Source organism: Enterobacter sp. PL_is379 (genome assembly GCF_055817355.1).
The window spans coordinates 93918-108019 of record NZ_JBVPGT010000032.1 but is presented as its reverse complement, the minus strand read 5'-3'; the positions used below and the strand labels follow the sequence as shown (position 1 = coordinate 108019).

Annotated in this window: 13 protein-coding genes; 9 read left to right on the top strand and 4 right to left on the bottom strand. The window is 56.3% G+C overall.

Going from position 1 to position 14102, the window contains the following annotated elements:
* Nucleotides 1-22: 22 nt before the first annotated feature.
* On the top strand, nt 23-664 hold the full coding sequence (gene msrA / locus AC0TOY_RS19365; RefSeq protein ID WP_048989437.1) for a peptide-methionine (S)-S-oxide reductase MsrA: 642 nt from the start codon (nt 23-25) through the stop codon (nt 662-664).
* Here the strand turns inward: msrA and AC0TOY_RS19360 are convergent, their stop codons facing one another.
* Nucleotides 665-1723, bottom strand: a complete 1059-nt coding sequence (locus AC0TOY_RS19360) for a LacI family DNA-binding transcriptional regulator (RefSeq protein ID WP_473722389.1) — start codon at nt 1721-1723, stop codon at nt 665-667.
* A 192-nt stretch (nt 1724-1915) separates the two neighbouring features.
* On the opposite strand from AC0TOY_RS19360, the gene AC0TOY_RS19355 reads away from it, so the two are divergent.
* The 6 genes from AC0TOY_RS19355 to paeA all read left to right on the top strand — a co-directional run bounded on the left by AC0TOY_RS19355 (nt 1916) and on the right by paeA (nt 9529).
* Nucleotides 1916-3067, top strand: coding sequence for a Gfo/Idh/MocA family protein (locus AC0TOY_RS19355; protein ID WP_473712567.1), 1152 nt, complete (start codon nt 1916-1918; stop codon nt 3065-3067).
* A gap of 16 nt (nt 3068-3083) precedes the next feature.
* Nucleotides 3084-4253 (top strand): Gfo/Idh/MocA family protein, encoded by a 1170-nt coding sequence (locus tag AC0TOY_RS19350; RefSeq protein WP_473722388.1) that lies wholly within the window; start codon nt 3084-3086, stop codon nt 4251-4253.
* An 11-nt stretch (nt 4254-4264) separates the two neighbouring features.
* Nucleotides 4265-5332, top strand: coding sequence for a Gfo/Idh/MocA family protein (locus tag AC0TOY_RS19345; protein WP_473722387.1), 1068 nt, complete (start codon nt 4265-4267; stop codon nt 5330-5332).
* A 15-nt stretch (nt 5333-5347) separates the two neighbouring features.
* On the top strand, nt 5348-6370 hold the full coding sequence (locus AC0TOY_RS19340; RefSeq protein ID WP_473722386.1) for a Gfo/Idh/MocA family protein: 1023 nt from the start codon (nt 5348-5350) through the stop codon (nt 6368-6370).
* A gap of 79 nt (nt 6371-6449) precedes the next feature.
* The gene (locus AC0TOY_RS19335; protein ID WP_473722384.1) at nt 6450-7997 is read left to right on the top strand and encodes an MFS transporter; all 1548 of its coding nucleotides are present in this window, start codon (nt 6450-6452) and stop codon (nt 7995-7997) included.
* Between the two features lie 194 nt (nt 7998-8191).
* A complete protein-coding gene (paeA, locus tag AC0TOY_RS19330; RefSeq protein ID WP_023310162.1) occupies nt 8192-9529 on the top strand; it encodes a polyamine export protein PaeA in 1338 nt (445 codons plus the stop codon).
* A gap of 71 nt (nt 9530-9600) precedes the next feature.
* On the opposite strand, the gene AC0TOY_RS19325 is transcribed toward paeA, so the two are convergent.
* Nucleotides 9601-9807, bottom strand: coding sequence for a DUF1107 domain-containing protein (locus AC0TOY_RS19325; protein ID WP_008501430.1), 207 nt, complete (start codon nt 9805-9807; stop codon nt 9601-9603).
* Between the two features lie 324 nt (nt 9808-10131).
* Between AC0TOY_RS19325 and AC0TOY_RS19320 the strand changes: the two genes are divergently transcribed.
* Nucleotides 10132-10689: a YtfJ family protein gene (locus AC0TOY_RS19320; RefSeq protein ID WP_032651402.1), complete on the top strand. Its 558-nt coding sequence runs from the start codon at nt 10132-10134 to the stop codon at nt 10687-10689.
* Here AC0TOY_RS19320 and cysQ read toward each other — a convergent pair.
* Nucleotides 10683-11423 carry a 3'(2'),5'-bisphosphate nucleotidase CysQ gene (cysQ, locus tag AC0TOY_RS19315; RefSeq protein WP_024907298.1) on the bottom strand — a complete coding sequence of 247 codons (741 nt, stop codon included), beginning with the start codon at nt 11421-11423 and terminating at the stop codon, nt 10683-10685. The genes AC0TOY_RS19320 and cysQ overlap by 7 nt on opposite strands.
* Before the next feature lie 190 nt (nt 11424-11613).
* Here cysQ and AC0TOY_RS19310 point away from each other — a divergent pair, with 190 nt between their 5' ends.
* Entirely contained in the window at nt 11614-13557 is a 1944-nt protein-coding gene (locus AC0TOY_RS19310) for a bifunctional 2',3'-cyclic-nucleotide 2'-phosphodiesterase/3'-nucleotidase (RefSeq protein ID WP_248165837.1), read from the top strand.
* A 98-nt stretch (nt 13558-13655) separates the two neighbouring features.
* Here the strand turns inward: AC0TOY_RS19310 and AC0TOY_RS19305 are convergent, their stop codons facing one another.
* On the bottom strand, nt 13656-14042 hold the full coding sequence (locus tag AC0TOY_RS19305) for a winged helix-turn-helix transcriptional regulator (RefSeq protein ID WP_473722382.1): 387 nt from the start codon (nt 14040-14042) through the stop codon (nt 13656-13658).
* Nucleotides 14043-14102: the final 60 nt, after the last annotated feature.

Below are 14102 nucleotides of genomic sequence, written 5' to 3'. Positions count from 1 at the left end.
TCGCACCCCGGGAGGCCCCATCGTGAGTTTATTCGACAAAAAGCATCTGGTTTCACAAACCGATGCATTACCGGGACGCAATACCCCTATGCCTGTGGCGACCTTACACGCCGTCAATGGCCATTCCATGACCAACGTGCCGGAGGGAATGGAAATCGCCCTGTTCGCCATGGGCTGCTTCTGGGGCGTTGAGCGCCTCTTCTGGCAGTTGCCCGGCGTTTACAGCACGGCGGCTGGCTACACGGGCGGTTACACGCCAAATCCTACCTATCGCGAAGTCTGTTCCGGCGAAACCGGGCATGCGGAAGCGGTACGCGTGGTGTACGACCCTGCGGTAATCAGCTACGAACAGCTCCTGCAGGTCTTCTGGGAAAACCATGACCCGGCGCAGGGCATGCGTCAGGGCAACGACCACGGCACCCAGTACCGTTCGGCTATCTATCCGCTCACGCCTGAGCAGGATGCCGCCGCGCGCGCCAGCCTGGAGCGTTTCCAGCAGGCCATGCGTGAAGCGGGCGATACGCGCGAGGTGACCACGGAAATCGCGACGGCGAAACCGTTCTACTACGCCGAGGACGATCACCAGCAGTACCTGCATAAAAACCCGTACGGCTACTGCGGCATCGGGGGCATCGGCGTCTGCCTGCCGCCACAGCTAGCCTGATTACTCATCCAGCGCCACGCGAGCCGCGTGGCGCGTGGCGTTGCTGACTGAACCGTAATCCATCACTTTGCCCTGTAACAGCAGGTTAAAGACCGCTGCCTGCGGTCGGTTGAGCCGCGTTTGCAGCAGGTGAACGGCCTCAATCCCCAGCTCGCGGCAGGGCACCGTGACGCCGGTGACCGGTTTTTCCAGACGGTGCGCTAAATTCCATGCAAAATCGGTCGTAATCAGCGAAATGTCTTCCGGAATCCGCAGCCCGTGGCGCGTTAACACCCTCACCACCCCTTCCACCATGCGGGTACTGTTCGGGAAAATCACCTCCGGCCACTGCGAGCGGTCATGATTCACTAACCACGCATCCAGCGCCTGCTCGGCCTCTTCTGCGGTAAACCACTCCGTCACGAGCAAATCGCGCTGCGGGTCAAAGGCGACGTGAAAATGGCGATACGCCTCTTTGATACCGTCCAGACGCGCGTACAGCGTATCCCGCCGCAGGCAGGTGAGCGTGAGCACGCGGCGATGCCCCTGCTCGAAAAGGTACTGCATGGTGGTGAAGCCGATCGCCCGGTGATCGGGTGACACGGCATCCAGCAACCGATCCCGATCGACGGAATTAATCAACACGCAGGGCTTATTCAGGGTGCTTGCCAGTTTAAATATGGTGGAATCATCAGTGCCAATAATAATTATCGCGTTAATATTCTTATGACTGGCTTTTTCCATAAAGACTTTCACATCGGCGTGCTGCTCTTCTAAACCACAGCACGTGACCCACACATTATGCCGCGCGCAGGCTTCAGCAATTCCTTTCGTCACTTCCAGATAAAAAATATCCCCGCGTCCCTGAAAGGTTCTTTCCGGTGCAAAAACAGCGATACCGTTAATGAGCAGTCTTCCGCTCGCCATAGACTCCAGCACACCGAGCTCCCGCGCGGTGCGAACGATCGCCTCCCTGGCTTTATCGCTGGTGTAAGACTTGCCGCTTAATACCCGCGAAACCGTGCTGACGGAATAGCCCGTCAGGGCCGCAATTTCCTCCATTTTTAACTTGCCCGGCATAGTGTGACCTCGCTCTCATTCAGTTTTTGCAAATATTTGCAGAAACAGTCCTTTGATTTTAAAACCAAATTTCAAAACGCCTGGAGATTACTTAATCACCTTGCGAGTATTCTCACAAAAACACATTGTCGCTACCGCTCCCCTTTCCTATTTTCCGGTCATCACTCATTTCAACTGAAATTAAGGTGTGACATGGAGAAGGTACGTTTTGGCATTATTGGAATAGGTAATATCGGTACGGTCCACGCGCGTTATTTACTGGCGGGTACGGTCAGCGACGCCTGCCTTGCCGCAGTTTGTGATAATGCGCCGGAAAAGCATCCGGCCATTCGCCAGCTGGTCGGCACCCTCCCCGTGTTCAGCGACGCGCAGGAGATGCTCCAGAGCGGGCTTATCGACGCGGTGATTGTCGCTACGCCGCATTACGAGCATCCGCGCCTGTCGATGCTGGCGATGCGCAACGGCATCCACACCCTGTGTGAAAAACCGGCGGGCGTGTATACCGCCCAGGTACAGGAGATGAACGCCTGCGCCCAGGCGTGCGATGTGGTGTTCGGCATCATGTACAACCAGCGCCCGAACCCGCTCTATCAGAAGGTGAAAGATCTGATCGACAGCGGCGAGCTGGGTGAGATCCGCCGCTCCAACTGGATCATCACCAACTGGTATCGCTCGCAGAGCTATTACAACTCCGGCGGCTGGCGCGCCACCTGGAAAGGAGAAGGCGGCGGCGTGCTGCTCAACCAGGACCCGCACCAGCTCGATCTCTGGCAGTGGCTGGTCGGCATGCCGGTCCGCCTGCGCGCGTTCTGCCAGTTCGGCAAGCATCGCGATATCGAAGTGGAAGACGACGTCACCGCCTACGCCGAGTATGCCAACGGTGCGACGGGCGTGTTCATCACCACCGTGGCGGAAACGCCGGGAACCAACCGGCTGGAAATCGTCGGCGATCGCGGCAAGGTGGTCGTTGAAGAGGGCAAGCTGCGCTACTGGCGGCTGCGGGAATCTGAAACCGCCTTCAACGCCCGCTGGCAAAACGGTTTTGGCGAGCCTGAATGCTGGGAGGTCACGCTTCCCGTGGCCCCGGAATGCAGCGAACACCACGTCATTACCGCCAACTTTTGTGCCGCCATCCTGCGCGGCGAACCGCTCATTGCGCCGGGTCTGGAAGGGATCCGCGGGTTGACGCTCTCCAATGCCATGCACCTCTCTACCTGGACCGACGACTGGGTCGAACTCCCACTCAACGAAAAACAGTATTTGCGCCTGCTTCAGCAGCGCATCAGCACCTCAGTGGCTAAAGAGACAGCCAGCGTCACGCTGGATGCCTCCGGCACCTGGTAACTCCGGAGAAGAAACGATGTTAAATGTCGCTATCGTGGGAACAGGGAATATCTCGCACAACCATATTCAGGGCTATTTGCAGTTTGGTCAGCGCTGCCGGATCGTCGCGTTGGTGGATATCTACCCGGAAAAAGCCCACGAGAAAAAAACGCGCTACGGCCTGATGGACGCCCGGGTGTATGACAGCCACCAGCAGATGCTGGCGTCAGAGCCGGATATCGATATCGTCGACGTCTGCACGCCGCCCTACGTCCACGCAGAGATCGGCATTGATGCCCTGAACGCGGGCTGCCACGTGCTGTGCGAAAAACCGATGGCCGCCTCGCTGGAGGAGTGCGACGCGATGATCGCCGCACAAAAGGCCAGCGGCAAAACGCTCTCCATCATTGCCCAAAACCGCTTTACCGATGCCTTCTGGCGCTTAAAAGCAGCGCTGGATTCGGAGCTTGCGGGCAAGGTTTGCCACGCGCAGGTGGACTCCTTCTGGTGGCGCGGACACTGCTACTACGACCTGTGGTGGCGCGGCACCTGGGAAAAAGAGGGCGGCGGCTGCACCCTTAACCACGCGGTTCACCACATCGACGCCATTCAGTGGATGCTCGGCTTCCCGTCCGAGGTGGTGGCGATGATGACCAACGTGGCGCACGACAACGCTGAAGTCGAAGACCTCAGCGCCGCGATCTTCAAATACCCCAGCGGCGCGCTCACCCAGCTTACCGCCTCGGTCGTGCACCACGGGGAAGACCAGAAAATCATTATTCAGGGTGACAAGGCACGTATCTCTGCGCCGTGGCAGGCCTTTGCCAGCGTCAGCGCCGATAACGGCTTCCCGCAGGAGACTAACGATCTGACGCGAGAAGCGCAGCTCAACGCCGTTTTTCAGGAGACGCCGAAGCTCGAGTGGACGCTGCACACCGGGCAGATTAATGACCTGCTTTCCGCCATCGAGCACGGCACGGCGCCGTTAGTGGATGGCCTGCAGGGCAAACGCTCGCTGGAGCTGATTACCGCGATCTACAAATCCGCCATTACCCGCACCGTGGTCTCGCTGCCGATTCAGCGCGATGACCCGTTTTACCGTACCGGCGGGACGAGCACCCTCGCTCCCCGTTTTTATGAAAAATCCGCAAGCGTCGCCAACTTCAGCGAAGTGGGTGCGATCCCCCTTGGCAAAGATCTGGATTAAGGAGTGACACCATGAACAAAAATGACGGAATGAACTACGCCCCGGTGGGTAAACCCCAGCCGGTTGTCCGCGAGGGGGAATTTGTTTTTGCCGCTGCCGCGCTCGACCACGGCCATATCTACGGCATGAGTAACGGCCTGATAGAAGCCGGAGCCACGCTGAAGTGGGTATACGATCCCGATCCGGCCAAAGTGGATAAATTTATCCAGCAGTACCCGCAGGCAAAAGTGGCGGAGTCGCTGGAGGTGATACTCAACGACGACGAGGTGCGTCTGGTGGCCGGTGCGGCCATCCCCTCCGAGCGCTGTGCGCTGGGGCTGAAAGCCATGGCCGCAGGCAAGGACTACTTCACGGATAAAGCGCCGCTCACCACTCTCGAACAGCTGGCGGATGCCAAAGCGATGGTTGAGAAAACCGGGCGGAAATACGCCGTGTACTACAGCGAACGTCTCCACGTGGAGAGTGCGGTGTTTGCCGGACAGCTGGTGCAGCAGGGGGCCATTGGCCGCGTCGTCCAAACCCTGGGAACCGGCCCGCACCGGGAAGGGGCCGGCCGCCCGGACTGGTTCTACGATCGTCGCTATTTTGGCGGCATTCTGTGCGACATCGGCAGCCACCAGATTGAGCAATTTCTGTTTTACACGGGCAACAGTGAGGCATGCGTGGTCGCCAGCCAGGCACGCAATTTCAACCATCCGCAGCATCCGGCATTTGAAGATTTCGGCGACGCGACGATCAGAGGCGAAAACGGCGCCAGCGGCTATTTCCGCTGCGACTGGTTCACCCCGGACGGGCTCTCAACCTGGGGCGACGGCCGTCTGACGCTGCTCGGCACCGACGGGTATATCGAGATCCGCAAATATGTCGATCTCACCCGCGGCGAGCAGGACGTGGTTTATCTCGTCAATAAAGAGGGGGAATTCCGCTATCCGGTCGCCGGACAGGTCGGGTTCCCGTTCTTTGGCGAACTGATCCTCGACTGTCTGCATCGTACAGAAAACGCCATGACGCAGGCGCACGCCTTCAAAGCGGCCGAGCTCTGCGTGAAGGCCCAGATGCTGGCCAACGCGACGGAATAACGGGAGGCGGCGACAATGACGATCCTGAACACGGCGGTTATCGGTGCCGGAGCGATCCACGGCTGCCATGTGAATGCGTTGCGCCTGCTCCCCAACGTCGCGCTACGCGCGCTGGTCGACATCGACAGCGTCAAAGGGCTGGAGCTGGCAATGCGCTATCAGTGCCGCTTCTATCAGGATTACCGGGAAATGCTGCTGGATGATGCCATCGACGTGGTCCACATCTGCACGCCGCATTTCGAGCATAAGAACATGATCCTGGCGGCGCTCGCCGCCGGGAAGCATGTTTTCTGCGAAAAACCGGTGGGCATGAACAGCAGCGAACTCGTGGACATCACCCGTGCCGCCGAACAGGCGTCGGGTCTGCTCGGCGTGTGCTACCAGAACCGCCTCAACCCCACCAGCCTGCGCATTCGCCAGATGCTGGAGGACGGCGAGCTGGGAAAAATGCTCAGCATTAAGGCCGTGCTGACGTGGTCACGCTCGGGCGCGTACTACACCGAAAGCCCGTGGCGCGGGCGGCTGGCAACGGAAGGGGGCAGCCTGCTGATCAACCAGGCCATTCATACCCTCGACCTGATGCAGTGGTTCGCAGGCGGCGTAACGCGCGTGAAAGGCGTGGTGGACAGCGGCGAGCTGGCGGACGTGACCGAAGGGGAAGACAGCGCGATGGCCACGCTGCACTTTGCCAACGGCGCCCGCGGCCTGTTTTACGCCAGCAACTGCAATACCACCGATTCCCCGCTTCTGATGGAGATCCACTGTGAACAGGGCTCGCTGCTGCTGCATAACAACGTGCTCTGGTGCATCGCCCGCGGCGAGCGGCTCAGGCTGGCCAGCGATGACTCTCCCGACGGCTCGGTCAAAAGCTACTGGGGTCTGGGGCACGAGCAGGCGATCCGCCGGTTTTATCACGCTATCCCCCACCCGGGAAACATGGATTACACCGACATCCGTGAAGCCGGACATTCACTCAAGCTTGTGGAGGCTATTTACCGCTCATCTCAGTTAAGACAATGGATAGATATCAATAACTAGAACGTAATTTGTATTCCAGCACTTAATAAAAAACGACCCGAGAAAACGGGTTAATCATTACCCTACACTGGATATTATTATGGTCAAACCAACTGAACGTAGAGTGGGTTATGGCGTGGCGCTCGGCTACGGCGTAACCGATCTTTTTGGCGGGGGTGCGTTTACCATTATCGGCACCTGGCTGTTATTTTTTTACACCACCTATTGCGGACTCTCAGTCATTGAAGCGGGATCTATATTCGCTATTGCCCGCGTGATTGATGCGCTATTAAGCCCGATTATGGGCTATATCACCGATAACTTCGGGGATACCTGGCTCGGGCGTAAATTTGGCCGTCGCCGCTTCTTTTTATTACTCAGCTCACCGCTCATGTTTTTGTATGCCCTGCTGTGGATGACGGACATGGGTTACTGGTACTACCTGGGCACTTACCTCTCTATTGAGCTGCTGTCGGCGATGGTGCTGGTCCCCTGGGAGACCCTGGCGGCTGAGATGACGAACCGGTATGAAGAGCGTAGCCGCCTCTCAGGCGTGCGGATGATCTGCTCCCAACTGGGCGGTTTTCTTGCGGTTTCCGTTCCCGGCGTGATTATGCAGTTTACGGGTAAAGATAATCCGTTTACCTATACCCTCACCGGGCTGATATTTTCCTGCGTGTTCTGTCTTGCGGTGTTTATTACCTGGTACACCACCTGGGAAGCAAAGGATGTGCATCAAGAGTCAGATTTTAGAGTGGACAACCAGCGCAGCAGCGGGATACTCAATCACCTGAAATATCTGGTGCTGGATCTCTTTTCTTCATTCCGTATTCGCGCGTTTCGCCTGCATATCATTATTTACATCTTTTCGTTCACGGCGATGGACGTATTCGGCTCGGTCTTTACCTATTACGTCGTGTATTGCCTGAGCCAGGATGCCTCGGCGGTTTCCGGCTGGCTGAGTATTGCCGCCTTTGCCTCAGTACCGGGTACCTATGGATTTATGCTGCTATTGAACCGTCTGAATATGACGCCGTCTGCCGCCCTGCGGCTCGCTTACGGCTGTATCTTCCTGGTGCTGGCCTTCCTGTTTACGGTTTACCTCACTAAAACGCAGGTACCGACGCTGCTGTTCTCCGCGGTCTTTATTTTGCTCGGTGCCGCCCGCTCTGGCCTCTACTATATTCCGTGGAATATCTACAGCTTCATTCCGGATATTGACGAGATGGTGACCCAGCAGCGCCGCGAAGGGATTTTTGCCGGCGTGATGGTCCTGACCCGCAAGAGCACAGTGGCGATTGCCATCATGATCATTGGCCTGGTGCTGCAGGAGTCCGGCTTTGTGAAGGGCAGCGGCGCGCAGCCTGAAAGCGCGCTGGGGGCAATTATCGGCCTGATGATCTTCGCAACGGCAGCCCTGCTGGCGGTCAGCTTCTTCACCACCTACAGGTTCAAGCTCACCCGTGAGACGCACAAGCTGCTTCTGAAGGAGATTGCGCGCCGTAAGCTGGGTGGCGATTACCGCGACTGCGACGCCGGGACCCGCGTGGTGATTAAGCAGCTCACGGGCTATGAATACGATCAGGTATGGGGAGGCGATGCCACCCGTCGGGCGGTGGGCGATGTCCGCCTGTCTACCGTGAAATAACGCGATGTACCGGACAGCGCCCGCTGTCCGGTCTGTTTTATGCCAAAAATGTGACCTCTGGCAGATTTACATCTCTTTACGCTATACTACCCGCTGAAATAATCGGCTCAACGCTACGAGCTGACGTTCAATGTGTTTTCACACAAATGGTATCAATTCCCCTTCTGAGGATCTGGCGAGAAGCCGGATAAACTATGTTAAACAGTATTTTAGTAATACTTTGTCTGATTGCCGTCAGTGCATTTTTCTCGATATCTGAGATCTCGCTGGCCGCGTCCCGTAAAATCAAACTGAAGCTGCTTGCCGATGAAGGCAACATCAATGCCACCCGCATCCTGAAAATGCAGGAAAACCCCGGCATGTTCTTCACCGTGGTGCAGATCGGCCTCAACGCGGTCGCCATTCTCGGCGGTATCGTGGGCGATGCGGCGTTTTCCCCGGCGTTTTATAGCCTCTTTGTTAAGTACATGTCCGTTGAGCTGGCCGAACAGCTGAGCTTTATCCTCTCCTTCTCGCTGGTCACCGGCCTGTTTATCCTCTTTGCCGACCTGACCCCGAAACGCATCGGTATGATTGCGCCAGAAGCTGTGGCTTTGCGTATCATCAACCCGATGCGCTTCTGTCTGTACGTGTTTCGTCCGCTGGTGTGGTTCTTCAACGGCCTGGCGAACGTGATTTTCCGCATCTTTAAGCTGCCGATGGTGCGTAAAGACGACATCACCTCTGACGACATCTATGCGGTCGTAGAAGCCGGCGCGCTGGCCGGGGTACTGCGCAAGCAGGAGCACGAGCTGATTGAGAACGTATTTGAACTGGAATCCCGTACCGTGCCGTCTTCCATGACGGGCCGTGAAAGCATTATCTGGTTCGATTTACATGAAGATGAGCAGAGCCTGAAGAACAAAGTGGCGCAGCATCCGCACTCCAAGTTCTTGGTCTGTAATGAAGATATCGACCACATCATCGGTTACGTCGACTCCAAAGACCTGCTGAACCGCGTGCTGGCGAACCAGAGCCTGGCGCTCAACAGCGGCGTGCAGATCCGCAATACCCTGATTGTGCCGGACACCCTGACGCTCTCCGAAGCGCTGGAAAGTTTCAAAACCGCCGGGGAAGACTTCGCGGTTATCATGAACGAATACGCGCTGGTGGTGGGTATTATCACCCTGAACGACGTGATGACCACGCTGATGGGCGACCTGGTTGGCCAGGGGCTGGAAGAGCAGATTGTTCAGCGTGACGATAATTCATGGCTGATTGATGGCGGCACGCCGATTGAAGACGTGATGCGCGTGCTGGATATCGACGAGTTCCCGCAGTCCGGCAACTACGAGACCATCGGCGGCTTTATGATGTTTATGCTGCGTAAGATCCCGAAACGTACCGACTCGGTGAAGTTCTCCGGCTACAAGTTTGAGGTGGTGGATATTGATAACTACCGCATCGACCAGCTGCTGGTGACGCGCATCGACAACAAACCGACCGTACTGGTACCGAAGCTGCCGGACGCGGAAGAGAAGGTGTCGGCGTAACGTTCCAGCCCCTACAAACATCAACGGCTCCCATCGGGAGCCGTCTTTTTAACTACTGCATAGCACGTTGGTTAAGCCATCTCAGTCTGCAGACGCATAACCTGACGGTTGACTTCGGACATCACAGACAGGTGCTGTTTGTCCTTCACTTTTGGGACAAGGATCTTGCCCTTATCAAACTCAAAAGCGCCAACATCCTTGATATACAACCGTCCACGGAACAGGATCTTCACGTACTTCGCCACCTGAAGCGGGTTGTAGCGTTGGAAAATTTTCATTCTTGTATCTCCTGCGAATCATACGCTCTTGCGGTGCCACAATCGGCCCGACTGTCCTGAGCGCAAATTTTAATGCCCAATGACTATAGACCAGAACTACGGTGTTACCCAGTGTGCATAAGTTTATTTACCGTTTGATTACAATTATTCAGAATAATCTTTGCAAAGCGTGACTGAGAGCAGTATAAGCCGTCGTTTTTTCATGGATATGTGCGTTCACCCGCAAACTGGCATCGGGATTGCGGGAAAACCACATTGATCGCACTTATCATTAAAAGCGCAAGACCAAGTGGTCGGATCACCTGCAAACAATAAGGAAACGCCATGACCCTACGTAATATCCTTGCAGCAGCCTGCCTGCTGCTGCCCCTGTGGGCTTCCGCTCACAGCATTGAAAAAGGACAACGTGTACCGCCAGTCGGCATTGCTGACCGGGGAGAATTGATTCTCGACAATGATAAGTTTAGCTACAAAGCCTGGAATAGCGCGCAGCTCGCGGGTAAAGTGAGAGTTGTACAACATATTGCCGGTCGTACATCTGCAAAAGAGAAAAATGCCAACCTGGTGGAAGCGATCAAGGCCGCAAAATTCCCTCACGACCGCTACCAGACCACCACGATCGTGAATACCGATGACGCCATTCCGGGCTCCGGGATGTTTGTGCGCTCAAGCCTTGAGAGCAATAAAAAGCTCTACCCGTGGTCGCAGTTTATCGTCGACAGCAACGGCGTCACCCGTAAGGCCTGGCAACTGGAAGAAGAGAGCTCCGCCATTATCGTGCTGGATAAAGAAGGTCGCGTTCAGTGGGTGAAAGACGGGGCGTTAACCCAGGAAGAGGTGCAGCAGGTTGTCGACCTGCTGCATAAGCTGCTGGCTCAATAAATCGAGACGCGGAAGCCGGGGTTGAGGAAGGATTCGCGCGGGGTATAGTCCAGCGGCTTGCCCTGCCAGTCATGAACGTGTGCCCCGGCTGCCGCTGCAACGGCATGCCCGGCAGCGGTATCCCAGACGTTGGTTGGCCCGAAGCGGGGGTAGAGCTGCGCATGGCCTTCCGCTACCAGGCAGAATTTCAGCGATGAGCCAATCGAGGTGGTCTGGTGTTCACCCAGCTGTTGCAGATACTCCTGCAGCTCGCTGTCGCTGTGCGAGCGGCTAATCACCACCAGCGGTGGACGCGCATCGCGCACCTGGATCTGCTTGCGCACGCCGCACTCTTCCTTCCACGCCTTCCCTTCTGCGGCGCTGTACATCACTTTCATGACCGGCGCATAGACCACGCCCAGCACCGCTTTTCCCTTTTCAATCAGGGCGATATTGACGGTGAATTCACCGTTGCGCTTGATGAACTCTTTTGTCCCGTCCAGCGGATCGACCAGCCAGTAGCGCTGCCAGTGCTGACGCTCCTCCCAGCTTTGCGGCGCTTCTTCTGACAGGACGGGGATGTCCGGCGTCAAGGCCTGTAACCCTTTCAGGATAACCTTATGTGCCGCAATATCCGCCGCCGTGACCGGAGAGTCGTCGGCTTTGCTGACCACCTCCATAGGTTTACTACCGTCATACACCTGCATGATGGCATCTCCCGCATCCCGTGCGAGCTGACAAATTTTATCTAGCATTTTCCACCTCTTTGTTAACGCAGTGAGGTTAACTCTTTGTTTTAGTTATATCGTAATGTGAACAATTCCGCTATCTGTGAAGCAATTCCGGTTTCAGGTTACATTTTTCTGTCAGGATTCACATTTCTGTAAGCAACAAGCTATAGATACATACTCTTTTGTGGTCTGCATCGAAAAAAGGACTCCTCTGATGATTAAGTTTAGTGCAACGCTTCTGGCGACGCTGATTGCAGCGAGCGTTCAGGCGGCGACGGTAGATCTGCGTATTCTGGAAACGACCGATCTGCACAGCAACATGATGGACTTCGATTACTACAAAGATACCCCGACGGAAAAATTCGGACTGGTACGTACGGCAAGTTTGATCAATGCGGCGCGTGGCGAAGTGAAAAACAGCGTGCTGGTCGACAATGGCGATCTCATTCAGGGCAGTCCGCTCGGAGATTACATGGCGACCAAGGGGCTGAAAAAAGGCGAGATCCATCCTGTTTATAAAGCGATGAACACTCTGGATTATACCGTCGGCAACCTTGGCAACCATGAATTCAACTACGGTCTGAAATACCTCCATGACGCCCTGGCCGGCGCGAAATTCCCGTACGTTAATGCCAATATCATCGACGTTAAGACCCAAAAGCCGCTCTTTACCCCTTACCTGATTAAAGAGACAAGCGTCGTCGACAAGGAAGGTAAAAAACAGACGCTAAAAATCGGCTATATCGGTTTTGTCCCACCGCAGATCATGACGTGGGATAAAGCCAACCTCGACGGTAAAGTGACCGTGAATGACATCACCGAAACCGCGCGCAAATACGTGCCGGAAATGCGTAAAAAAGGCGCCGATCTGGTGGTCGTTGTCGCCCATTCGGGTCTCTCCGCCGATCCGTACCAGGCCATGGCAGAAAACTCCGTTTACTACCTCAGTGAGGTCCCGGGTGTCGACGCGATCCTCTTCGGCCACGCCCACGCGGTCTTCCCTGGCAAAGATTTCGCCAGCATCAAAGGGGCGGACATTGAGAAAGGCACGCTCAACGGCGTGCCGTCGGTGATGCCGGGCATGTGGGGCGACCATCTGGGCGTGGTGGACCTGGTGCTGAATAACGACAGCGGCAGCTGGAAGGTGACGCAGTCAAAAGCCGAAGCGCGCCCGATTTACGACGCTGCGGCTAAAAAATCACTGGCGGCTGAAGATAAAAAACTGGTCGACGTGCTGAAGCACGATCACGACGCCACGCGCGAATTCGTCAGCAAGCCGATCGGCAAATCCGCCGACAACATGTACAGCTTCCTGGCGCTGGTGCAGGATGACCCGACCGTTCAGGTCGTCAATATGGCGCAGAAAGCCTATGCCGAACACTTTGTGCAGGGCGATCCGGATCTGGCAAAACTGCCGGTCCTGTCCGCCGCAGCGCCATTCAAAGTGGGCGGACGTAAGAATGACCCGGCAAGCTATGTGGAGGTCGAAAAGGGCCAGTTGACCTTCCGTAACGCCGCCGATCTCTACCTCTATCCGAATACTTTGGTGGTGGTTAAAGCCACCGGGAAAGAGGTGAAAGAGTGGCTGGAGTGCTCTGCCGGACAGTTTAACCAGATTGATCCGCACAGCAGCAAGCCGCAGTCGCTGATTAACTGGGACGGCTTCCGTACCTACAACTTCGACGTGATCGACGGCGTGAACTACCAGATTGACGTCACCCAGCCGGCGAAATATGACGGCGAGTGTCAGGCGATCAACCCGCAGGCGGAGCGCATCAAAAACCTGACCTTCAACGGCAAGGCGATCGACCCGAATGCCACTTTCCTGGTGGTGACCAATAACTACCGTGCCTACGGCGGTAAGTTTGCCGGTACGGGCGATAGCCACATCGCCTTTGCTTCTCCAGATGAGAACCGCTCGGTGCTGGCGGCGTGGATCAGCGCGGAGTCGAAAAAAGCGGGAGAAATTCATCCGGCAGTGGATAACAACTGGCGTCTCGCGCCGATCCACAGCGATACGCCGCTGGATATCCGTTTTGAAACGTCACCGTCCGATAAGGCAGCCGCGTTTATTAAGCAGAAGGCGCAGTATCCGATGAAACAGGTCGCGACGGATGATATCGGGTTCGCGATTTATCAGGTGGATTTGAGCAAGTAAAAGCAAAACGGCAACGCACGTTGCCGTTTTTGGTGTTTGTTCCCTCTCCCTGTGGGAGAGGGCCAGGGTGAGGGCATCAGGCCGCACATACCCGGCTTTTACGCCGCGCGATCGTCCCTGTTCGCCATCACCTTCGGCGTATTTACCTCAATCCAGTCCGCCAGCGCGGCGACCTTCTCGCTCGCCTCAACGCCCAGCGGCGTCAGGCTATACTCTACGTGCGGCGGCACCACCGGATACGACACGCGATCGACAAACCCGTCCAGCTCCAGCGCCTGGAGCGACTGGGACAGCATCTTTTCGCTCACCCCGCCCATTTTACGGCGCAGATCGCTAAAGCGATGCGTTCCCTGGCGCAGGGCCAGCAGAATCAGGACACCCCAGCGGCTGGTCACGTGTTTGAGCACCTCGCGTGAAGGGCACTGCTCCGCGAAAAGATTGCCATCGCGCATTTGTTCGCTGAGCGTCGGTATTGTTGTTTTCATACTTACCTTTTTGTACGTACTTACTAAAAGTTAGTTATGGTGCTAGTGTGCCACAACATC